This window comes from Pseudomonas sp. (assembly GCF_030150285.1).
Taxonomy (GTDB): domain Bacteria; phylum Pseudomonadota; class Gammaproteobacteria; order Pseudomonadales; family Pseudomonadaceae; genus Aquipseudomonas.
Window position 1 is genome coordinate 44,079 of the sequence record NZ_JASLGE010000014.1, and the last position, 19,881, is coordinate 63,959.

General features: G+C 58.1%; 21 protein-coding genes. 12 read left to right on the forward strand and 9 right to left on the reverse strand.

Annotation, left to right across the window (positions count from 1 at the left end; genetic code table 11):
* Position 1: 1 nt before the first annotated feature.
* The 4 genes from Q1W15_RS02065 to mreB form a co-directional block, all read right to left on the reverse strand.
* Positions 2–607 carry a nucleoside triphosphate pyrophosphatase gene (locus Q1W15_RS02065; RefSeq protein WP_300719928.1) on the reverse strand — a complete coding sequence of 202 codons (606 nt, stop codon included), beginning with the start codon at positions 605–607 and terminating at the stop codon, positions 2–4.
* Positions 608–659: 52 nt separating this feature from the next.
* Positions 660–1,148: a rod shape-determining protein MreD gene (gene mreD / locus Q1W15_RS02070; RefSeq protein ID WP_300719929.1), complete on the reverse strand. Its 489-nt coding sequence runs from the start codon at positions 1,146–1,148 to the stop codon at positions 660–662.
* Positions 1,148–2,182 (reverse strand): rod shape-determining protein MreC, encoded by a 1,035-nt coding sequence (gene mreC, locus Q1W15_RS02075; RefSeq protein WP_300719955.1) that lies wholly within the window; start codon positions 2,180–2,182, stop codon positions 1,148–1,150. The genes mreD and mreC overlap by 1 nt, the downstream gene beginning before the upstream one ends.
* A 144-nt stretch (positions 2,183–2,326) precedes the next feature.
* Positions 2,327–3,364 carry a rod shape-determining protein MreB gene (mreB, locus tag Q1W15_RS02080; RefSeq protein ID WP_002555108.1) on the reverse strand — a complete coding sequence of 346 codons (1,038 nt, stop codon included), beginning with the start codon at positions 3,362–3,364 and terminating at the stop codon, positions 2,327–2,329.
* A 210-nt stretch (positions 3,365–3,574) separates the two neighbouring features.
* On the opposite strand from mreB, the gene gatC reads away from it, so the two are divergent.
* The 5 genes from gatC to Q1W15_RS02105 all read left to right on the forward strand — a co-directional run bounded on the left by gatC (position 3,575) and on the right by Q1W15_RS02105 (position 8,353).
* A complete protein-coding gene (gene gatC, locus Q1W15_RS02085; protein ID WP_300719930.1) occupies positions 3,575–3,862 on the forward strand; it encodes an Asp-tRNA(Asn)/Glu-tRNA(Gln) amidotransferase subunit GatC in 288 nt (95 codons plus the stop codon).
* Positions 3,863–3,877: 15 nt separating this feature from the next.
* A complete protein-coding gene (gatA, locus tag Q1W15_RS02090; RefSeq protein ID WP_300719931.1) occupies positions 3,878–5,329 on the forward strand; it encodes an Asp-tRNA(Asn)/Glu-tRNA(Gln) amidotransferase subunit GatA in 1,452 nt (483 codons plus the stop codon).
* Between the two features lie 10 nt (positions 5,330–5,339).
* Positions 5,340–6,785, forward strand: coding sequence for an Asp-tRNA(Asn)/Glu-tRNA(Gln) amidotransferase subunit GatB (gene gatB, locus Q1W15_RS02095; protein ID WP_300719932.1), 1,446 nt, complete (start codon positions 5,340–5,342; stop codon positions 6,783–6,785).
* A gap of 107 nt (positions 6,786–6,892) precedes the next feature.
* On the forward strand, positions 6,893–7,264 hold the full coding sequence (locus Q1W15_RS02100) for a septal ring lytic transglycosylase RlpA family protein (protein WP_300719933.1): 372 nt from the start codon (positions 6,893–6,895) through the stop codon (positions 7,262–7,264).
* 48 nt (positions 7,265–7,312) lie between these two features.
* Positions 7,313–8,353 carry a calcium/sodium antiporter gene (locus tag Q1W15_RS02105; protein WP_300719956.1) on the forward strand — a complete coding sequence of 347 codons (1,041 nt, stop codon included), beginning with the start codon at positions 7,313–7,315 and terminating at the stop codon, positions 8,351–8,353.
* A gap of 11 nt (positions 8,354–8,364) precedes the next feature.
* Here Q1W15_RS02105 and Q1W15_RS02110 read toward each other — a convergent pair whose 3' ends face one another.
* Both Q1W15_RS02110 and Q1W15_RS02115 read right to left on the reverse strand, forming a co-directional pair.
* Positions 8,365–9,306, reverse strand: a complete 942-nt coding sequence (locus Q1W15_RS02110) for an AEC family transporter (protein WP_300719934.1) — start codon at positions 9,304–9,306, stop codon at positions 8,365–8,367.
* Positions 9,307–9,395: 89 nt separating this feature from the next.
* Positions 9,396–9,953, reverse strand: a complete 558-nt coding sequence (locus Q1W15_RS02115) for a hypoxanthine-guanine phosphoribosyltransferase (RefSeq protein WP_300719935.1) — start codon at positions 9,951–9,953, stop codon at positions 9,396–9,398.
* Between the two features lie 165 nt (positions 9,954–10,118).
* Here Q1W15_RS02115 and upp point away from each other — a divergent pair, with 165 nt between their 5' ends.
* Both upp and Q1W15_RS02125 read left to right on the forward strand, forming a co-directional pair.
* Positions 10,119–10,757, forward strand: a complete 639-nt coding sequence (gene upp, locus Q1W15_RS02120) for a uracil phosphoribosyltransferase (protein WP_300719936.1) — start codon at positions 10,119–10,121, stop codon at positions 10,755–10,757.
* 1 nt (position 10,758) lies between these two features.
* A complete protein-coding gene (locus Q1W15_RS02125; protein WP_300719937.1) occupies positions 10,759–12,033 on the forward strand; it encodes a uracil-xanthine permease family protein in 1,275 nt (424 codons plus the stop codon).
* 256 nt (positions 12,034–12,289) lie between these two features.
* Here the strand turns inward: Q1W15_RS02125 and hemH are convergent, their stop codons facing one another.
* Both hemH and Q1W15_RS02135 read right to left on the reverse strand, forming a co-directional pair.
* Complete coding sequence (gene hemH, locus Q1W15_RS02130; RefSeq protein WP_300719938.1) at positions 12,290–13,315, reverse strand: ferrochelatase; 1,026 nt, start codon at positions 13,313–13,315, stop codon at positions 12,290–12,292.
* A 13-nt stretch (positions 13,316–13,328) separates the two neighbouring features.
* Entirely contained in the window at positions 13,329–14,231 is a 903-nt protein-coding gene (locus Q1W15_RS02135; RefSeq protein ID WP_300719939.1) for a TIGR01777 family oxidoreductase, read from the reverse strand.
* A gap of 193 nt (positions 14,232–14,424) precedes the next feature.
* On the opposite strand from Q1W15_RS02135, the gene Q1W15_RS02140 reads away from it, so the two are divergent.
* From Q1W15_RS02140 to Q1W15_RS02160, 5 genes are all read left to right on the forward strand, one after another.
* On the forward strand, positions 14,425–15,411 hold the full coding sequence (locus Q1W15_RS02140) for an NAD(P)/FAD-dependent oxidoreductase (RefSeq protein ID WP_300719940.1): 987 nt from the start codon (positions 14,425–14,427) through the stop codon (positions 15,409–15,411).
* Positions 15,412–15,550: 139 nt separating this feature from the next.
* Positions 15,551–16,519, forward strand: coding sequence for a DUF523 and DUF1722 domain-containing protein (locus Q1W15_RS02145; RefSeq protein ID WP_300719941.1), 969 nt, complete (start codon positions 15,551–15,553; stop codon positions 16,517–16,519).
* Positions 16,520–16,539: 20 nt separating this feature from the next.
* On the forward strand, positions 16,540–17,457 hold the full coding sequence (locus Q1W15_RS02150) for a MerR family transcriptional regulator (protein WP_300719942.1): 918 nt from the start codon (positions 16,540–16,542) through the stop codon (positions 17,455–17,457).
* Between the two features lie 15 nt (positions 17,458–17,472).
* The gene (phrB, locus tag Q1W15_RS02155; RefSeq protein ID WP_300719943.1) at positions 17,473–18,912 is read left to right on the forward strand and encodes a deoxyribodipyrimidine photo-lyase; all 1,440 of its coding nucleotides are present in this window, start codon (positions 17,473–17,475) and stop codon (positions 18,910–18,912) included.
* A gap of 57 nt (positions 18,913–18,969) precedes the next feature.
* Entirely contained in the window at positions 18,970–19,275 is a 306-nt protein-coding gene (locus Q1W15_RS02160) for a YkgJ family cysteine cluster protein (protein WP_300719944.1), read from the forward strand.
* 13 nt (positions 19,276–19,288) lie between these two features.
* On the opposite strand, the gene Q1W15_RS02165 is transcribed toward Q1W15_RS02160, so the two are convergent.
* The gene (locus Q1W15_RS02165; RefSeq protein WP_300719945.1) at positions 19,289–19,807 is read right to left on the reverse strand and encodes an acyloxyacyl hydrolase; all 519 of its coding nucleotides are present in this window, start codon (positions 19,805–19,807) and stop codon (positions 19,289–19,291) included.
* Positions 19,808–19,881: the final 74 nt, after the last annotated feature.

Here is a 19,881-nt window from a genome sequence, read left to right on the forward strand (position 1 = left end):
TTCAGCGCACGGTAAGGTTTTGCCAACAGGGTATGCCGAAATGCGCCAGCAGTTCTGCGGTTTCGCACACAGGGAGCCCCACAACAGCGGAATAGCTGCCGTTCAGCCCGGTCACAAAGACCGCTGCAAGGCCTTGAATCGCATAGCCGCCGGCTTTGTCCTGGGGCTCGCCGCTGGCCCAATACAGGCTGGCTTCCTGGATGCTGATGTTTCGAAATGTGACTTGAGTGCGTACTACACGGGTTTCACAGCCCGCGCAGGTCATCAGAGCGATAGCCGTCAACACCTCGTGCTGGCGGCCAGAGAGCGCCATGAGCATAGCCAGGGCGTCAGCCTCATCGACGGGTTTGCCGAGAATCTGCTCGTCCAGCACCACCGCCGTATCGGCACCCAACACACAAAACGCGTCAGTGGTAGATGAAGCCAAGAGTTGCGCGCGTCCCGCCTGTGCTTTTTCTCTCGCCAAGCGCTCGACATAAGCCACCGGCGATTCATCAGGAGAAGGGGTTTCATCAATGGCGGCACTGACAGTGCTGAAGGGCACGCCGATTTGAGTCAGTAACTCTCGCCGGCGCGGTGAGCCAGAAGCCAGGTAAAGCGAGGTCATCGAGACATCTCCTTGTCACAGTGCACAAACCAGGAAATGGCTCGCGATCCCATTAATTGATTTTGAAGCGCCGACGCAAGCCGCGCAGCCCGTAACTGACCCAAGGCCACAACAAGGCACTGACCAGCGCGGGCAATACCAGCGCAAGGGTCGGCTGGCGGTTACCGGTCAAGGCACTTAGCCACAGCTGAGCCAACTGCGCCAGACCGAAAATAACCAATATCACCAGGCTTTGCTGCCACATCGGAAACATCCGCAGACGCTGTTGAAGTGACAACACCAGAAATGTAATCAAGGTCAGGATCAGCGCGTTCTGCCCCAGCAACGTGCCATAGAGCACATCTTCAGCGAGCCCCAGGCACCAGGCCGTGACCATGCCCACCTTCTGCGGCAGGTACAGCGTCCAGAAGGCCAGCAGCAACGCCAGCCAAAGCGGGCGAAAGACCTCCATAAATTGCGGCATCGGTGAAATGCTCAACAACAGGCCGATGGCGAACGTCAGCCAGATTATCCAGCCATGACTGGAACGAGTACTCACCATTATTGCCTCTCCCGAGAAGTAGCCGGCGTGACAGCGGGCCGTTTGGCGGCAGGGGTGGGTGCGGCGGGTGCTGATAAAGGTGCAGCAGGAGCCGCGCCAGGTACGGCAACGGGTGCCGTCGCCTTGGGCACGGCCGGAACGATAGGGGATGCATCACCGCCCTGCTCGGCCTCTTGAGCCTTGGCCGCATCATTGGCCCGCTCTTCCGGCGTACGGCTGTCGCTGAACACCAGCAGCAAGTAGCGGCTGCGGTTCAAGGCCGCCGTCGGTACGGCACGGACGATGGCAAAGGGTTGCCCGGAGTCGTGAATCACTTCCTTGACGGTGGCGACCGGGTAGCCGGCCGGAAAGCGCTGGCCCAGCCCCGAACTGACCAGCAGGTCACCTTCCTTGATGTCCGCCGTGTCCGCCACATGGCGCAATTCCAGGCGCTCGGGGTTGCCGGTGCCGCTGGCAATTGCACGTAGCCCGTTACGATTCACTTGCACGGGAATACTGTGGGTAATATCCGTGAGCAATAACACCCGCGAGGTGTAGGGCATCAACTCAACCACTTGGCCCATCAGGCCACGGGCATCGAGTACCGGTTGGCCCAGCACCACACCGTCGCGCTCGCCTTTGTTGATAATAATGCGATGGGTGAAAGGGTTGGGGTCCATGCCGATCAACTCAGCCACTTCGACCTTTTCATTGACCAGCGCAGAGGAATTCAACAGCTCGCGCAGGCGAACGTTTTGCTCAGTCAAGGCAGCCAGTTTTTGCAGGCGGCCCTGCAGCAGCAGATTTTCGGTTTGAAGTTTCTCGTTTTCAGCCACCAACTCGGTGCGGCTGCCAAACTGACTGGTCACGCCCTGCAACAAACGCTGCGGCAGATCGGTGACCCAGTAGGTTTGCATCAGCACCAGCGACATTTGGCTGCGCACAGGCTTGAGCAACGTGAAACGGGCGTCCACTACCATCAGTGCGACCGACAACACGACCAACACCAAAAAGCGCACGCCCAATGAAGGGCCTTTAGAGAAGAGCGGTTTAATAGGCCGCTCCTCTTGGGCAAGTGATCATTGTATTCATACGGCTTCAACGCGGCCTGGATGAAGATTGACAGAAGATAAACGCCAAAAGGCAGCACTGCAAAGGGCTACCTTCTGGTGATAATCACAGGGCTGCACCTCGCGATCTTATTCGCTGGAGAGCAGGTCCATCGTGTGTTTATCCATCATTTCCAACGCACGGCCACCGCCACGCGCAACACAGGTCAATGGGTCTTCGGCCACGATCACCGGCAAGCCGGTTTCCTGGGCCAGCAGCTTGTCGAGGTCGCGCAACAGAGCGCCACCGCCGGTCAGCACCAGGCCGCGCTCGGCGATGTCCGAGGCGAGTTCAGGTGGCGACTGTTCCAGCGCACTTTTCACGGCCTGAACGATGGTTGCCAGCGACTCTTGCAGCGCTTCCAGCACTTCATTGGAGTTCAGGGTAAAGGCACGTGGAACACCTTCGGCCAGGTTACGCCCGCGCACATCGACTTCACGCACTTCACCGCCTGGGTAGGCCGTGCCGATCTCTTGCTTGATGCGCTCAGCCGTCGACTCACCGATAAGGCTGCCGTAGTTGCGGCGCACATAGGTGATGATCGCTTCGTCAAAACGGTCGCCGCCCACCCGGACGGATTCGGCGTAAACCACACCGTTCAGGGAGATCAATGCGATTTCGGTGGTACCACCACCAATATCGACTACCATCGAACCGCGCGCTTCCTCTACCGGCAGGCCTGCACCGATAGCCGCAGCCATGGGCTCCTCGATCAGGAACACTTCACGCGCACCGGCACCCAGTGCCGACTCACGAATGGCGCGACGCTCAACCTGAGTTGATTTGCAAGGCACGCAGATGAGAACCCGAGGGCTCGGCTGCAAAAAGCTGTTTTCGTGCACTTTGTTGATAAAGTACTGCAGCATCTTTTCGCAGACGCTGAAATCAGCAATAACTCCGTCCTTCATCGGACGAATGGCAGCAATGTTGCCCGGTGTGCGACCCAGCATGCGCTTGGCCTCGGTGCCAACGGCAACAACACTTTTCTGGTTACCGTGCGTCCGAATAGCCACAACCGATGGCTCATTCAGGACAATACCGCGCTCACGCACGTAAATAAGGGTGTTGGCAGTGCCCAGGTCGATAGAAAGATCACTGGAAAACATGCCACGCAGTTTCTTGAACATGGGAAAGGGACCCTAGGCAACGCGTGGGTAAAAAAGTGCGGCAAACTCTAACAACGACAGGGATTTTGGGCAAGGCACCAATATGTTAAATTGGCCGTTTTTCAGAGCACCAAGCCCCACAATCGCGGCCATATGACCGTAGAAATGCGGTAGTGTTCCGACAATCTAACACACGGATAGCATCCGTCCTGTTTTCCACTGGAGAATCCCATGGCGCTTGAACGCTCCGACGTGGAAAAAATCGCTCATTTGGCCCGTTTGGGTCTCAATGATGCCGATCTCCCACGCACCACCGAAGCCCTTAATAGCATTTTAGGGCTGATTGATCAGATGCAAGCGGTCGACACCCGCGATATCGAGCCTCTGGCCCACCCTCTGGAAGCCAGCCAGCGCCTGCGTGCAGACGTCGTGACTGAAAGCAATCATCGCGAGGCGTATCAGTCCATCGCACCAGCGGTCGAAAACGGCCTCTATCTGGTTCCGAAAGTCATCGAGTAAAGGGAAAGAGCCTGCATGCATCAATTGACTCTGGCCGAGATCGCTCGCGGACTCGCCGATAAAAAGTTCTCCTCCGAGGAGCTGACCAAAACCCTGCTGGCGCGCATCGCGCAGTTGGACCCTCAGCTCAACAGTTTTATCACCCTCACCGAAGACCTTGCTCTGGAGCAGGCCAAGGCCGCCGACGCACGCCGTGCCAACGGTGAAAGTGGAGCCTTGCTGGGTGCACCAATCGGTCACAAAGACCTGTTCTGCACCGTGGGCGTACGCACCAGCTGCGGCTCGAAGATGCTCGACAACTTCAAGGCCCCTTACGACGCCACTGTCGTGTCGAAACTGGCGGCTGCGGGCGCTGTCAGCCTGGGCAAGACCAACATGGACGAATTCGCCATGGGCTCGGCCAATGAGTCGAGCTACTACGGGCCGGTTAAAAACCCGTGGAACCTTGAGCATGTGCCTGGCGGTTCGTCGGGTGGCTCGGCCGCCGCTGTTGCCGCACGCTTGCTACCGGCTGCCACCGGCACCGACACCGGCGGTTCGATCCGCCAGCCGGCTGCGCTGACCAACCTTACCGGCCTGAAACCGACCTACGGTCGTGTATCGCGCTGGGGCATGATCGCGTACGCCTCCAGCCTCGATCAGGGCGGCCCGCTGGCACGCACCGCCGAAGACTGCGCCATTCTACTCCAGGGCATGGCTGGCTTCGATCCGCAGGACTCCACCAGCATTGACGAACCTGTGCCGGACTACAGCGCCAACCTTAATGGTTCGCTGCAAGGCCTGCGTATCGGTGTGCCGGCCGAGTTCTTCAGTGACGGGCTCGACCCGCGCATTGCCGAACTGATTCACGCCAGCATCAAAGCGCTGGAAAAGCTCGGTGCCGTGATCAAGCCCATCAGCCTGCCTAACATGCAGCACGCCATTCCTGCGTACTACGTGATCGCGCCCGCCGAAGCGTCTTCCAACCTGTCGCGTTTTGATGGCGTGCGTTTCGGCCATCGCTGCGAAGACCCGAAAGACCTCACCGACCTGTACAAGCGTTCACGCGCCGAAGGCTTTGGCCCGGAAGTACAACGCCGGATCCTGGTCGGGGCCTACGCCCTGTCGGCGGGTTACTACGACGCTTACTACCTGCAAGCGCAAAAAATCCGTCGCCTGATCAAAAACGACTTCGTAAGTGCCTTCAAGGAAGTCGACATCATCCTCGGCCCGACCACGCCTAACCCGGCCTGGAAAATCGGCGCTAAAAACAGCGATCCGGTTTCCGCTTACCTGGAAGACGTGTATACCATCACCGCCAACCTGGCGGGCCTGCCGGGCTTGTCGATGCCTGCCGGTTTTGTCGACGGCCTGCCCGTTGGCGTGCAGTTGCTTGCACCCTACTTCCAGGAAAGTCGCTTGCTCAACGTCGCGCACCAGTATCAGTTGCACACTGACTGGCACACGCGCACACCTGCCGGCTTCTGAGGAGAAACATATGCAATGGGAAGTTGTGATCGGGCTGGAAATTCACTCCCAGCTCGCCACTCAATCGAAGATTTTCTCCGGTAGCGCGACGACGTTTGGTGCTGAGCCGAACACCCAGGCCAGTCTCGTTGACTTGGGCATGCCGGGTGTTTTGCCAGTACTGAACCAGGAAGCGGTGCGCATGGCCGTGATGTTTGGCCTGGCCGTTGACGCCGAAATCGGCCAGCACAGCGTGTTCGCACGCAAAAACTATTTCTACCCGGACCTGCCGAAGGGTTACCAGATCAGCCAAATGGAGTTGCCGATCGTTGGCAAGGGCCATCTGGACATCACGCTGGAAGACGGCACCGTCAAACGTGTCGGCATTACCCGCGCCCACCTGGAAGAAGATGCGGGCAAAAGCCTGCATGAAGACTTCAGCGGAGCCACTGGCATCGACCTGAACCGCGCCGGTACGCCGCTGCTGGAAATCGTCTCCGAACCGGACATGCGCAGCGCCAAAGAAGCCGTTGCCTACGTGAAGGCGATGCACGCGCTGGTGCGCTACCTGGGTATTTGCGACGGCAACATGGCTGAAGGTTCGCTGCGTTGCGACTGTAACGTGTCGGTGCGCCCGGTCGGCCAGGCCGAGTTCGGCACACGCTGCGAGATCAAGAACGTCAACTCGTTCCGCTTTATCGAGAAGGCGATCAACAGTGAAGTCCAACGCCAGATCGAACTGATCGAAGACGGCGGCAAGGTCATCCAGCAAACGCGCCTGTACGACCCGAACAAAGATGAAACCCGCGCCATGCGCAGCAAGGAAGAAGCCAACGACTACCGTTACTTCCCAGACCCGGACCTGCTGCCGGTGGTGATCGAAGATTCGTTTATCGAAGACGTTCGCGCCACCCTGCCGGAACTGCCACCGCAAAAACGCGAGCGCTTCCAGTCGCAGTTCGGCCTGTCGGCCTACGACGCCAGCGTACTGGCCTCGAGCCGTGAGCAAGCCGACTACTTCGAAAAAGTCGTGAGCATCAGCGGCGACGCCAAACTGGCGGCCAACTGGGTCATGGTTGAATTGGGCAGCCTGCTCAACAAGCAAGGCCTGGACATCGACCAGTCGCCCGTCAGCGCCGAATTGCTCGGTGGGATGTTGCTGCGAATCAAGGACAACACCATCTCCGGCAAAATCGCCAAGGTCGTGTTTGAAGCCATGGCCAATGGCGAAGGCACTGCCGATGACGTCATCGACAAGCAAGGCCTCAAGCAAGTGACCGACAGCGGTGCCATTGAAAAGGTGCTGGATGAAGTACTCGCGGCCAACGCCGAGCAAGTGGAGCAGTACCGCGCGGCAGACGAAGCCAAACGTGGCAAGATGTTCGGCTTCTTCGTAGGTCAGGCGATGAAAGCATCCAAAGGCAAAGCCAACCCGCAACAGGTCAACGAACTGCTGAAAAGCAAGCTCGAAGGCTAAATCGCACACTCACTGCAGGAGCGAGCTTGCTCTCGATCTTTTCAAGATCAAAAGATCGCGAGCACGCTCGCCCCTACAGGCAGGAGTGGCACACAAAGGATTTCCCCATGAAGCGGCTACTCGGCGCTTGCGCCTTGCTCGGCTTGCTCACTGGCTGTGCCAGCCATGACATCGACCCTCGCGGTTATGACAAAACCGGTATCGCCTCTTATTACGGCGCTCGACACCACGGTAAACGTACCGCCAGTGGCGAGCCCTTCGACCAGCACGCCCTTACCGCCGCCCACCGTAGCCTGCCTTTTGGCACACGGGTAAAGGTCACCAACCTCAGCAACGATAAATCCGTCGTGGTTCGCATCAACGATCGTGGCCCCCATACCGGCGGCAGGTTGATTGATCTTTCGCGCCAGGCCGCCCAGCAGTTGGATATGCTGCGCAGCGGCACCGCAAAAGTCCGGATCCAAGGCTTGAGCGATTAATCAAGGAGCCATCGAACTGTGGGGTTGAACGTCTTATCGCCGTGGAACTTGCTGCAACTGCTGGGCGGGCTCGTACTGCTGATCGCAGGGGCCGAACTGTTGGTGCGCGGTGCCGTGCGCATGGCCACTCACCTGAAAGTGCGCCCGCTGTTGATCGGCTTGACGGTCGTCGCCCTGGGCAGCAGCGCCCCTCAAATGACTGTCAGCCTGCAAGCGGCCTTCAATGGCACCCCGGACATTGCCGTTGGCAGCGTGATCGGCAGCAATATTTTCAACATCCTCGTCACCCTCGGGCTCTCGGCATTGATTATCCCCCTGCGCGTGTCGCGCCAACTCGTGCGTCTGGATATCCCTTTGATGATACTGGCCAGCGGCCTTGTGTTCGCACTGACGCTGGACAAGACGCTTGATCACCTCGACGGCGTGATTCTGCTGATCGGGCTAGTGATCTACCTGGGCCTGCTGCTGCGCCAGTCACGCCACAGCGGGCATCATCACGTCAGCTCCAATCTGCCTCCCGCGTCATGGCCCTATAACATCCTGTGGGTGCTCTGCGCGCTGGTCATGCTCGGGGTGGCTGGCCGGCTGTTGCTGGACGCGAGCCTGGAGATTGCCATGGAGTTGGGCCTGTCCGAGCGCATCATCGGTTTGACAATCATTGCCATCTGCACCTCACTCCCCCAACTGGCCACCTCCGTGATCGCCGCCTTTCGAGGCCAACGTGAAATTGCCGTGGGTAACGTGATTGGCAGTAACCTTTTCAACCTGCTGGCAGTGCTGGGCATTACCGCGTTGGTGGCCCCCCTGCCGCTGTCAGTGTCGCCCAACGCGCTGGCCTTCGACCTGCCGGTGATGCTGGGCGTAGCAGTGCTGTGCTTACCGGTGTTCTACGCCGGTTACCGCGTCACACGCCTGGAAGGTGTGTTGTTTCTAGGGCTGTACCTGGCTTACGGGCTGCATGTTGTATCGTTCACCACGGGCATGCCTCTGGCTGCCAAACTTGAACACTTGATGCTGTTTTATATCTTGCCCGCGCTGCTGGTGTTTGTGCTGTTCACTACTCTGCGTGCCTGGCACCGGCAGCACTGAGGTGTGGCGCGCTAAATCCAGCCGCCCCACTGCAGCACGAAAATCCCGATATTGGTGGTGATCGCCGCCATTAGGGTGGTGATGACGATAATCGATGCGGCTAACTCGTGATTGCCGTTGGCCGCCCTCGCCATGACATAGCTGGCCGCCGCTGTCGGGCTGGCAAAGTACAGAAACAACGTGCCCAACTCCGGCCCGCGAAAACCGTACAGCCACGCCCCCAGTGTCGTGATCAGCGGCAAGCTGACCATTTTGACCAGGCTCGCGCTCAGCGCCACACTGCCGCTTTTGCGCAGGCTCGCCAACGACAGCGTTCCACCGATACAGATCAGCGCCAGCGGCAACGTCATGGCAGCCAGGTATTCACCGGAAGCTTCCAGCCAGCCCGGTAGGCCGATCTTGAACACCGCAAACGGTACCGCACCCAGCACACTGATAATCAGCGGGTTCTTGAACACACTTTTGCAGATGCTCCACGGGTCGGACTTGATCACCGGGCTGTAGACCGCCAACACAATGGTCGACAGGGTGTTAAAGAGCAGAATCACCAACCCGGCGAGCACCGCTCCCAACGAAATACCGTAATCGCCATACATGCTGGCAGCCAGCGCCAGGCCGATCACGCCGTTATTGCCGCGAAACGCACCCTGCGTGTAGATCCCGCGGTCGTCACGAGGGCACCGCCAGATCGACCACCCCCATGCCAAAGCAAAACTGGCCAGTGTGGCGACCGTAAAGTAGCCAAGCACCTCGGGCTGCATCGCCGCCCGCAAATCCGCATGCAAAATACCCAGAAACAACAACGCGGGCATGGTGACGTTGAATACCAGCGCCGACGCCGTGTGGATAAAATTGTCATTGATCCAGCCAACGCGTTTAAGCACCACCCCCATAAAGAGCATGGCAAACACGGGCGCGGTAATCGCAAGGGTCTGAAGAAAGATTGCCAGCATGTCAGCACACCCGTAGCGTTCATGAGAGAGCCAAGACACGCCAGAGGCGGGTTTAGAAGCGAGCGGGTCTCGCTTCTAAACAGGCGTGATTACAGGCCTTTTACCGCATAAATGCCAGCAGCATTGCGCCAGTAACCCTTGTAATCCATACCGTAACCAAACACGTAACGGTCCACGCACGGCAGCCCCGTGTAGTGGGCTTTCAAGTCCGGGCTGGCTTTGCGGTCATGGTCCTTGTCAATCAGCACGGCGGTGTACACATTGCGTGCGCCTTCGTGCTGGCAGAAATCGACAATTGCACTCAGCGTATGGCCTTCATCGAGGATGTCATCGATGATCAGCACGTCCCGATCGATAAAGGACACTTCCGGCTTGGCTTTCCAGAACAGGTCACCGCCACTGGTCTGGTTGCGGTAGCGAGTGGCATGCAGGTAAGAAGACTCAAGCGGGAATTTCAGGTGCGTGAGCAGTTTGCCGGCAAAAATCAGGCCACCGTTCATGACGCAAAAAACCACTGGATTGGTCTCGGCCATAGCGGCCGTGATTTGCGCACCAACACGAGCAATGGCCTCTTCTACTTCAGCTTCGGTGTACAGGCAGTCAGCCTCTCGCATGACTTGACGGATATGCTCGAGATCAGCAGACATGACGCTCTCCAGGGGGGTTGTGCAAGAAAAGCGGGCAAAGGTACGCACCCGCATGGCTCAGATCAAGCATTTATGGACTAACGTGCAGTAATGTTCTGTAGGACATCACCCCGGATTAGATTAATCTAGGCCGCTTTTTTTGCCTGCCCAACCGGAGCTTTTACTATGCCCATCCGTGAGATCCGCCACCCGCTGATCCGTCACAAGCTCGGCCTGATGCGCCGCGCAGACATTAGCACGAAGAACTTCCGCGAACTCGCTCAGGAAGTCGGCGCGTTACTGACCTATGAAGCCACCAAAGACCTGACCCTTGAAACCTACGAAATAGCAGGCTGGTGCGGTACCGTTCAGGTCGAAAAAATCGCCGGTAAGAAAATTACCGTCGTACCGATTCTGCGTGCTGGCATCGGTATGCTCGAAGGCGTTCTGAGCCTGATCCCGGGCGCGAAAGTGAGCGCTGTCGGGGTTGCCCGCAACGAAGAAACCTTGCAGGCCCATACCTACCTGGAAAAACTGGTCCCGGAAATCAATGAGCGTCTGGCGATGATCATTGACCCGATGCTTGCCACGGGTTCGTCGATGGTCGCCACCATTGACCTGCTGAAAAAAGCGGGCTGCAAAGAAATTCGCGCCATGGTGTTGGTCGCCGCACCCGAAGGCATTGCCGCCGTTGAGGCCGCTCACCCGGACGTGACCATCTACACAGCCTCGATTGATGAACGTCTGAACGAACATGGCTACATCATCCCGGGCCTGGGCGATGCCGGCGACAAGATCTTCGGCACCAAGCAAAAGGACGCCTGACATGCAGGACGAGTTCAACGACCCGCTCTGGCGTCAGATCCTTTCTGGCGCGCAGATGCTCTTCGTGGCCTTCGGCGCGTTGGTGTTGATGCCTCTGATTACCGGCCTCGACCCTAACGTCGCCTTGTTCACGGCGGGTCTCGGGACTCTGCTGTTCCAGATCGTGACCCGGCGCCAGGTGCCGGTCTTTCTGGCATCGAGCTTTGCCTTTATCACGCCGATCATTCTTGCCAAGGATCAGTTCGGCCTGGCGGCAACGATGGGTGGCGTCATGGCGGCCGGGTTTGTGTACACCTTTCTCGGCTTCGCCGTGAAGATCAAAGGCACCGGTTTTATTGACCGCCTTTTACCCCCCGTGGTGATTGGCCCGGTGATTATCTCGATTGGCCTGGCGATGGCACCGATTGCCGCGCATATGGCAATGGGCCGCGCTGAAGATGGCACCGAACTGGTTCATTACCAGACGGCCATGATGATCTCGATGCCAGCCCTGCTGACCACCTTGATCGTCGCCGTGTTCGGCAAAGGCATTTTCCGCCTGGTACCGATCATTGCGGGCGTGCTGGTAGGTTTCGCGATGGCATTTTACTTTGGGGTGGTCGACACAGCCAAAATCGCGGCAGCCCCTTGGTTCGCACTGCCACACTTCACTGCGCCCGAGTTCAACTGGCAGGCGATTCTGTTTATTGTCCCCGTGGCGCTGGCACCGGCCATTGAACACATCGGTGGCGTGATTGCCGTGGGCAGTGTGACCGGTCGCGATTACCTGAAAAAACCCGGGTTACACCGCACGCTGGTCGGTGACGGCCTTGCCACCACCGCCGCCGGGATGCTCGGTGGCCCACCCAATACCACCTACGCTGAAGTGACTGGCGCGGTGATGCTGACCAAAAACTACAACCCGAAAATCATGACCTGGGCAGCGATCTTCGCGATCAGCCTGGCATTTGTCGGCAAGTTTGGTGCATTGCTGCAAAGCATTCCGGTACCGGTGATGGGCGGGATTTTGTGCCTGCTGTTCGGTTCAATTGCAGCGGTCGGGATGAACACCCTGATACGCCATCAAGTCGACCTGAGCGAAGCCCGCAACCTGGTGATCGTATCCGTAACGCTGGTCTTCGGTATCGGCGGCGTGCTGATCGGCACAGGCATGGGCCCGGAAGACTTCGGCCTCAAAGGCATCGCACTGTGCGCTATTGTGGCGATTGCACTGAACTTGATCTTGCCGGGCAATGACGGCTGGAAAAACAAGAAAGGTGATGAGCCGATTATCTAAATCGACCTGATCCTGCCTCTGTAGGAGCAGCCGGTCGACACTTGATTGCTCGTGATCTTTAAAAAATCGCGAGCAAGCTCGCTCCTACGCGCGCTTGATCTAAGGGCCCCTTAAATCACGCTGGGGTCACACAGGTTTTGCGCAGTGGCCAGGCCGATCGCGGCGGGCCCACGAAGCAAGGTCTGTAGGAACGAGCTTGCTCGTGATCTTTTGATCTTTAAAAGACCGCGAGCAATCGAGCGTCAACCGGCGGCTGTTACAACGCCAACGGTGCCCTTTCACAAATCGTATTCAACGCCGCCGCCCACTCCGGGTTGTCGTTGAGACACGGCACCAGCACCAGCTCCTCGCCTCCCGCCTCAATAAACTGCTCGCGCCCGCGATCACCGATCTCTTCCAGCGTTTCGATGCAATCGGCGACAAACGCCGGGCACATCACCAGAATTTTCTTTACACCCTCCTTGGCTAACGCATCCAGACGCGCCTCGGCGTAGGGTTCGATCCATTTCGCGCGACCCAGTCGGGACTGGAAGGCCACCGACCACTTCCCGTCAGGCAACCCCATACGCTGCGCAAACGCTTCGGCCGTACGCAGGCATTGCGCTCTGTAACACGTGGCCAGTACTTGAGGCGTAGCGTTCTGACAGCAGTCAGCATTCTTAAAGCAGTGATTCCCGGTCGGGTCGAGCTTATGCAAGTGGCGCTCGGGCAAACCGTGAAAGCTGAGCAACAGGTGATCGTAATCCTGCTCAAGGTGCGGCCTGGCGCTCTGTACCAAGGCTTCGAGGTATTCGGGTTGATCGTAAAACGGCTGAACGATCGAGAACTGAATGGGCAGTTTTTTAGCCTTGACCACACGCTTGGCTTCTTCAATGACCGTGGTCACGGTGCTGTCCGCAAACTGCGGGTACAGCGGGGCCAGGGTGACCTTTTGAATCCCTTGGGCCGCCAGGCGTGTGAGCATGGTTTCTATCGATGGCTCGCCATAGCGCATCGCCAGTTCCACAGGCCCCTGAACCCATTCCCGGGTCATCGCCTGCTGCAAACGGCGGCTCAGCACCACCAGCGGCGAGCCGTCCTCCCACCAGATCGAGGCATACGCATGGGCTGACTGTTCCGGGCGCTTGACCAAAATCAATGACACCAACAGACGCCGAACGGGCCACGGCAGGTCAATAACGTACGGGTCCATTAAAAACTGGTTCAAGTAGCTGCGAACATCCGCTACCGAGGTAGACGCCGGTGAACCCAGGTTAACCAGCAACAACGCGTGGTCGGTCATGCAACATCCTATTTCAGAGGCGTGTGGAAAGATCGTTGAGCGCCGCACGCAAATCAGTGAACTGAAAAGTGAAACCGGCAGCCAGCAGCCTCGCAGGCATCGCCCGCTGGCCACCCAGTAAAAGCTGTGACATTTCACCCAGGCCGGCGCGCAAAGCAAACGCCGGCAAGGGCATAAACGCAGGACGGTGCAGCACACGCCCCAATGTTTTAGCAAACTCGGCATTGCGCACCGGCTGGGGCGCGCACGCATTATAAGGACCCGTTGCAGCATTCTCATGCATAAGAAAATCAATCAGAGCAATGTGGTCATGGATGTGAATCCACGGCATCCATTGCCGACCATTCCCGATTGGCCCGCCCAATGCCAGCTTAAAGGGCAGCAACAACCGCGACAAAAAGCCGCCCTCAGACGCCAACACCAGCCCCGTGCGAATCAGCACCACGCGAATTCCCACCCCTTGGGCACGCTGCGCCGCCTCTTCCCACGCGATGCACAAGTGGCTGGCGAAATCGTCATTCACCGGCGGTGAATCTTCTGTGAGCTCACGCTCACCCCCATCGCCATACCAGCCGACAGCCGAGCCTGAAATCAGCACTGACGGTTTTTGCTCACGGCTTTCAAGCCAGGCCACCAGTGTTTCTGTCAGCGTAATCCGGCTACTCCACAGCAATAATTTGCGCTTACGCGTCCAGGGCCGGTCCGCAATAGGTGCGCCGGCCAGGTTGATGACAGCATCGACCGGCTCCTCGCCCAACGCTTCAAGCGTACCGATACCCCTGACCCCCACACCGCACACGTCAGCAACTCGTTCAGGACTGCGGCTCCACACACTCAGGCGGTGACCTTGTGCCAGCCAGTGACGGCAGAGTTGGCGGCCAATTAAACCGGTGCCGCCGGTCAGCAATATGTGCATGAGTGGGTCCTCGCTGGGAGTGTTATCGGTGGCCCTGGTCTATTTTTAACGAACGACTCAGTTTAATTGAGCCGTCGAGCATCTGAAGAATAGGCCAGACCGAGCCCCCTTGGCGCACTAAAACTTATACTAAAAAAAAACTTTGTACAGGAATTAGCTACGACGTAGTCTGTGCAAAAACGTTGAGGCCATTATGACAGTACCTATCGCGATCATCGGAGCCGGCATCGCCGGGCTTTCAGCCGCCCGAGCACTCAATTTGGCCGGGTATTCGGTAAAACTGTTTGACAAGAGCCGTGGCAGCGGCGGGCGCATGTCCAGCAAGCGCAGCGAAGCCGGCGCACTGGATTTGGGCGCGCAGTACTTTACGGCCCGCGACCGGCACTTTGTTGAAGAGGTCAAGCGATGGCAGGTCAACGGCTGGGTCGCTGAATGGGAGCCTCACCTCTACAACCACAAGGACGGGCATTTGACGCCTTCGCCGGACGAGCAGACCCGCTGGGTCGGCACCCCCCGCATGAGTTCAATTACCCGCGGCTTATTGGAACAACCCACGGCCGAGTTTTCGTGCCGGATCACTGACCTGATACAGGGTAAAAATCACTGGTTCCTGCAAGACACCGAAGGCAAGGATCACGGCCCCTTCAGCCATGTCATTGTCGCCACCCCCGCCCCTCAGGCAGTCCCTCTGCTGGCCAGCGCACCGAAACTGGCAAGCGCTGCCGCCAGCGTCAAAATGGAACCGACCTGGGCCGTCGCACTGGCCTTTGAAGCGGCCCTCAAGACCCCGATGGAGGGCTGCTTTGTACAAGACAGTCCATTGGACTGGCTAGCCCGTAATCGCAGCAAACCGGGGCGTGACACCTCACCCGACACCTGGGTGCTGCATGCCACCAGCACCTGGAGCAAACAAAACCTCGACTTGCCCAAACACGCCGTGATCGAGCAACTGCATGGCGCATTCGCCGAACTGATGCACTTCCCTACCCCCGCGCCGATTTTCAGCCTCGCACACCGCTGGCTTTACGCCCGCCCGGCCAGCGCCCACGACTGGGGAGCCTTGGCCGATGCCGATCTGGGGCTGTACGCGTGCGGTGACTGGTGCATGTCCGGTCGCGTCGAAGGCGCATGGCTGAGCGGTCAAGAAGCCGCCCGCCGGCTGATCGAACACCTTTCGTGACCTGCCATGCCAAAGTGAACCGAGAAGCCGCTCACCGATTACTTGTACAAGATATTTGACTTGTACAAGTACAGGCTTATGATGAACCCACGTTGTACATCAAACAAAAGATGTACAAGTTTATTGGGAGGTTCATCTTATGGCCTGCAACGCCTCAGTACACCACAAACCTAAAATCGCCATCAGCGCTTGCCTGATGGGCGCAGAAGTCCGTTTCAACGGTGGGCATAAAGAGTCGCGTTTGTGCAGCCAGGCCCTGAGTGAATATTTCGAGTTTGTACCGCTGTGCCCGGAAGTTGCTATCGGCCTAGGCATTCCTCGCCAGCCCATCCGATTAGTCGGCGACCCTGCCCACCCCCAAGCCGTGGGCAGTGTCGACAGCTCGCTGAATGTCAGCCAACCCCTGCAGGCTTACGGGGTAGAAATGGCGGCTGAGCACACTGACATTTGCGGCTACATCTTTATGCAAAAATCTCCGTCTTGCGGCCTTGAGCGGGTCAAGGTGTATCAGGACGGTGGCCGTCCGGCCGAACTGAGCGGGCGCGGGATTTATGCTCAAGCATTCTGCGCGGCACACCCTGACCTGCCGGTAGAAGAGGATGGACGACTGAATGACCCAGTACTGCGCGAGAACTTTTTGACTCGGGTTTACGCCTACAGCGCTTGGCAAGCCTTGCTCAAGGAAGGAGTCAGTCGCCGCTCAATCACAGAATTTCACGCCCGCTACAAGTATCAATTGATGGCCCATAGTCCAGCCCACTACAAATCGCTGGGGCACCTGCTGGGTAATCTGGGAAAAACCGACCCGACCCACATCGCCCCGCACTACTTCAGTGAACTGATGAAAGCGCTGAAAAAATGCGCGACACGCCGCACCCACAGCAATGTGCTGCAGCATTTAAGCGGCTACCTGAAACAAGCCATCGACACCGACGATAAACAGGAAATGCAGCAGTTGATTGGCCAGTACCAAAACGGCATTGTGCCGCTCGTAGTACCGATGACACTGCTTAAGCATCATTTCCGCCTACACCCCAACCCTTACATTGCGCGCCAGGTTTACCTGCAGCCGCATCCGGAAAAACTCAGCCTGCGTAACGCGATCTGAACCTGAGTAAAGAGCTTTAAATGACAAGTACTCCAGACCCGGACTACAACCAAGCACTGGCCCAAGGCTGGCTGCCCATTCGTGACGTCGCCCGTATCACAGGGGTCAACGCTGTGACACTGCGAGCCTGGGAGCGGCGCTATGGCCTGATCGTGCCTCACCGTACCGCCAAAGGTCACCGTCTGTTCTCGGAAGAACATGTACAGCGCATCCAGCAGATTCTGACCTGGCTCAATCGAGGCGTTTCGGTTAGCCAGATCAAGCCACTGCTCGACACCGCCGACACCACGCCGGAACCCGCAGGTAACGACTGGCAAACATGGCGTCATACCCTAAAGCAGGCGATCAGTGAGTTAAACGAGCGCCGGCTGGATGACAGTTTCAATCAGATCATGTCGCTTTACCCCACCCGCACCCTATGCGAACACCTGCTGATCCCGCTCTTGAATGAGTTGGAGCAACGCTGGCAAGGCCAATTTGGAGCCCAACTGGAGCGTGTGTTTTTTAACTCCTGGTTGCGCAGCAAGTTGGGCGCGCGCATTTACCACAACAATCGTTCACTCAGCGGTGCGCCGATCCTGTTGATCAATCACAGCGACCAGCCTTTCGAGGCGCACCTGTGGCTCACCGCCCTGTTAGTGAGCAGCAGCCACTGCCCGATTGAAGTGTTCGATGCGCCGCTGCCTAACGGTGAACTGGCCCTGGCTATCGAACGGCTCAAGGCACGTGCCGTGGTGCTCTATTCAAGCAAACCCATGAACCTGCACCTGTTCCCAAAACTGCTGGGGGGCATTGAATGCCCCATCGTGATTGCAGGCCCCGCCGTACAGATCCACCAAGCCGAACTGTCCGCCAGCGCATCGGCACTGCCCGGCTTGTTGCTTGCCCATGACCCGCTCCAGGCCCATCAACATCTCAGCCAGCTCAGGCTTTTCTAGCCCCAAGGAACTGATATGCAACTGATATGGTTGCGCAACGACTTGCGCCACTGCGACAACACCGCCCTTAGCGTAGCCGCGCAACGGGGTCCGGCCGTGGCCGTTTACCTGATAAGCCCTGAGCAATGGCTGATGCATAACGATGCACCGTGCAAGGTCGACTTTTGGCTACGCAACCTGCGCACCCTTAGCAATAGCTTGCAGCAACTGAATATCCCGCTGCTGATCCGCACTATTTCCACGTGGGACACAGCTCCCGGCGCACTTATTGAGCTGTGTCAGCAGCACGGCGTCCAGGCCGTTCATGTCAATGATGAGTACGGCATCAACGAAACCCGGCGCGACGAAGCCGTCGCCCAGGCGCTGGAGGCTCAAGGGATTGGCTTTCACCGCCACCTCGATCAGCTACTGTTTCAGCCAGGCAGCATCCTTACGCAATCAGGCTCCTACTTTCAGGTGTTCAGTCAGTTCCGCAAGATCTGCTACAACCGTCTGCACATGAGCCTGCCACACCGGGTTGCCAGCCCCTCGGCTCAGGCACCTGTGCCCATCACACCAGATACCATTCCCGAGTCTGTGGCAGGTTTCGCAACGCCCAGTGAAACCTTGCGAGCGCTGTGGCCTGCCGGCGAAGACGAGGCACGCCAGCGTCTGGCGAATTTTGCCGATGAGCGCATCCACTATTATCAGGACCAGCGCGATCTGCCCGCCCAGCCCGGCACCAGTCAGCTTTCAACCTACCTGGCAGCGGGCGTCATCTCTCCACGCCAATGCTTGCATGCCGCGCTGTCAGCCAATAACGGCGAATTTGAAAGCGGCAGCCCTGGCGTGTTCACCTGGGTGACCGAACTGCTCTGGCGCGAATTCTACAAACACATTTTGGTGGGGTACCCGCGTGTTTCGCGCCATCGCGCCTTCCGTGTCGAAACCGAATATTTGCCTTGGCGTAACGCCCCCGATGAGCTCAATGCCTGGAAAGAAGGCCGCACGGGCATCCCGATCATTGATGCAGCCATTCGCCAACTCCTCGAAACCGGCTGGATGCACAACCGCCTGCGAATGGTGGTTGCCATGTTCCTGACCAAAAACCTGCTGATTGATTGGCGCGAAGGCGAGCGCTTCTTTATGCAGCACCTGATTGATGGCGACTTGGCGGCCAACAACGGCGGTTGGCAATGGAGTTCCTCCACCGGAACCGACTCAGTGCCGTACTTCAGAATTTTCAACCCGTTAAGCCAGTCCGAACGCTTCGATCCCGAAGGCCGTTTTATCAAGCACTGGCTGCCTGCACTCGCCAACCTGAACAAAAAAGAAGTTCACAACCCCGCCTCTGCAGGGAGTTTGTTTGGCGTCGCGGACTACCCACCCCCAATCGTCGACCTGAAAAAAAGCCGCGAACGAGCGCTTAGCGCCTTCAAAAACCTGCCGTCGCGGCAATTACTGCACGTGGGCTGACAGACACCGGTCACCACAGTCACACCTGGGCGCTGCGCTGCCTTACACTGCGCGCCTATGACGAACATCCCGCTGACTGAAATAACCGAACCCGCCGTCACGTGCGCCACGTGTGCGGCGTGCTGCTGCCAATTGGAAGTGATGCTGATCACCGACACCGGGGTGCCCGAGCGCTTTATTGCCGAGGACGACTGGGGCGGTGAAGTGATGTTGCGCCTGGATGATGGCTGGTGCGCCGCGCTGGACCGCAACACCATGATGTGCACCATCTACGAAAAGCGGCCGCTGATTTGCCGCGAATTTGAGATGGGCGACGTGGAATGCCTCAACGAACGTCAAGGCATCGCAACAGCGTATCGCTGATCCCTCAGCAGCTTTATAACGGCATCGTGTAATGCACTGCGTAGCTTTCCACGCCGTCATTGGTGGACGATATTCCAGCGTTGGAATAATGCGTCGCGCGAATGCCGACCTCATGACCTCCCGGAAAACGCACACCAAAACCGATACGGTCTTCAAACTGGAAAGCCGTCCCCAACCGGTTGCGTTCAACTTCCGTGTGGGAAAACAACGCGACGCCGATCCCTGCTTCGACATAAGGCCTAATGGTTTCACCGGCAAACTCGTACACCAAAACCGGAGAGAACGACAAACTGCTACTGGCAGAGGATTTATCACCTTCCCAATACGTGTAAGCCCCGTCCCAATAACCGGTAAGACGCCCCACACTGCTTTGCAGCCAGCTTTTATCCCAATCGGACTTCAAACCGAGTCGATAGGTCATTGTCGATTCGCTGGTATGCCCCACCCCAAACTCTAGTCCTGCCGCTTGCGCCGTATAGCTGTGCCCCAGTGCCGCAGCTGCACAAGCCGCCCAAAAAAACAGTCGCTTCATCAGAAAATCCTTTTTTCATATGCCCAGATCATTGTTATGGACGTCATCAGGCAGGCAATGTGAAACCGGTGTCC

Coding starts and splice junctions, on each gene's coding strand:
- Q1W15_RS02165 (WP_300719945.1), bottom strand. CDS start 19,807: ATGAAGCGACTGTTTTTTTGGGCGGCTTGTGCAGCTGCGGCACTGGGG.
- Q1W15_RS02115 (WP_300719935.1), bottom strand. CDS start 9,953: ATGTCTGCTGATCTCGAGCATATCCGTCAAGTCATGCGAGAGGCTGAC.
- phrB (WP_300719943.1), top strand. CDS start 17,473: ATGCAACTGATATGGTTGCGCAACGACTTGCGCCACTGCGACAACACC.
- gatC (WP_300719930.1), top strand. CDS start 3,575: ATGGCGCTTGAACGCTCCGACGTGGAAAAAATCGCTCATTTGGCCCGT.
- mreB (WP_002555108.1), bottom strand. CDS start 3,364: ATGTTCAAGAAACTGCGTGGCATGTTTTCCAGTGATCTTTCTATCGAC.
- Q1W15_RS02125 (WP_300719937.1), top strand. CDS start 10,759: ATGCAGGACGAGTTCAACGACCCGCTCTGGCGTCAGATCCTTTCTGGC.
- upp (WP_300719936.1), top strand. CDS start 10,119: ATGCCCATCCGTGAGATCCGCCACCCGCTGATCCGTCACAAGCTCGGC.
- Q1W15_RS02110 (WP_300719934.1), bottom strand. CDS start 9,306: ATGCTGGCAATCTTTCTTCAGACCCTTGCGATTACCGCGCCCGTGTTT.
- Q1W15_RS02160 (WP_300719944.1), top strand. CDS start 18,970: ATGACGAACATCCCGCTGACTGAAATAACCGAACCCGCCGTCACGTGC.
- Q1W15_RS02145 (WP_300719941.1), top strand. CDS start 15,551: ATGGCCTGCAACGCCTCAGTACACCACAAACCTAAAATCGCCATCAGC.
- Q1W15_RS02135 (WP_300719939.1), bottom strand. CDS start 14,231: ATGCACATATTGCTGACCGGCGGCACCGGTTTAATTGGCCGCCAACTC.
- gatA (WP_300719931.1), top strand. CDS start 3,878: ATGCATCAATTGACTCTGGCCGAGATCGCTCGCGGACTCGCCGATAAA.
- gatB (WP_300719932.1), top strand. CDS start 5,340: ATGCAATGGGAAGTTGTGATCGGGCTGGAAATTCACTCCCAGCTCGCC.
- Q1W15_RS02100 (WP_300719933.1), top strand. CDS start 6,893: ATGAAGCGGCTACTCGGCGCTTGCGCCTTGCTCGGCTTGCTCACTGGC.
- hemH (WP_300719938.1), bottom strand. CDS start 13,315: ATGACCGACCACGCGTTGTTGCTGGTTAACCTGGGTTCACCGGCGTCT.
- mreD (WP_300719929.1), bottom strand. CDS start 1,148: ATGGTGAGTACTCGTTCCAGTCATGGCTGGATAATCTGGCTGACGTTC.
- Q1W15_RS02150 (WP_300719942.1), top strand. CDS start 16,540: ATGACAAGTACTCCAGACCCGGACTACAACCAAGCACTGGCCCAAGGC.
- Q1W15_RS02140 (WP_300719940.1), top strand. CDS start 14,425: ATGACAGTACCTATCGCGATCATCGGAGCCGGCATCGCCGGGCTTTCA.
- Q1W15_RS02065 (WP_300719928.1), bottom strand. CDS start 607: ATGACCTCGCTTTACCTGGCTTCTGGCTCACCGCGCCGGCGAGAGTTA.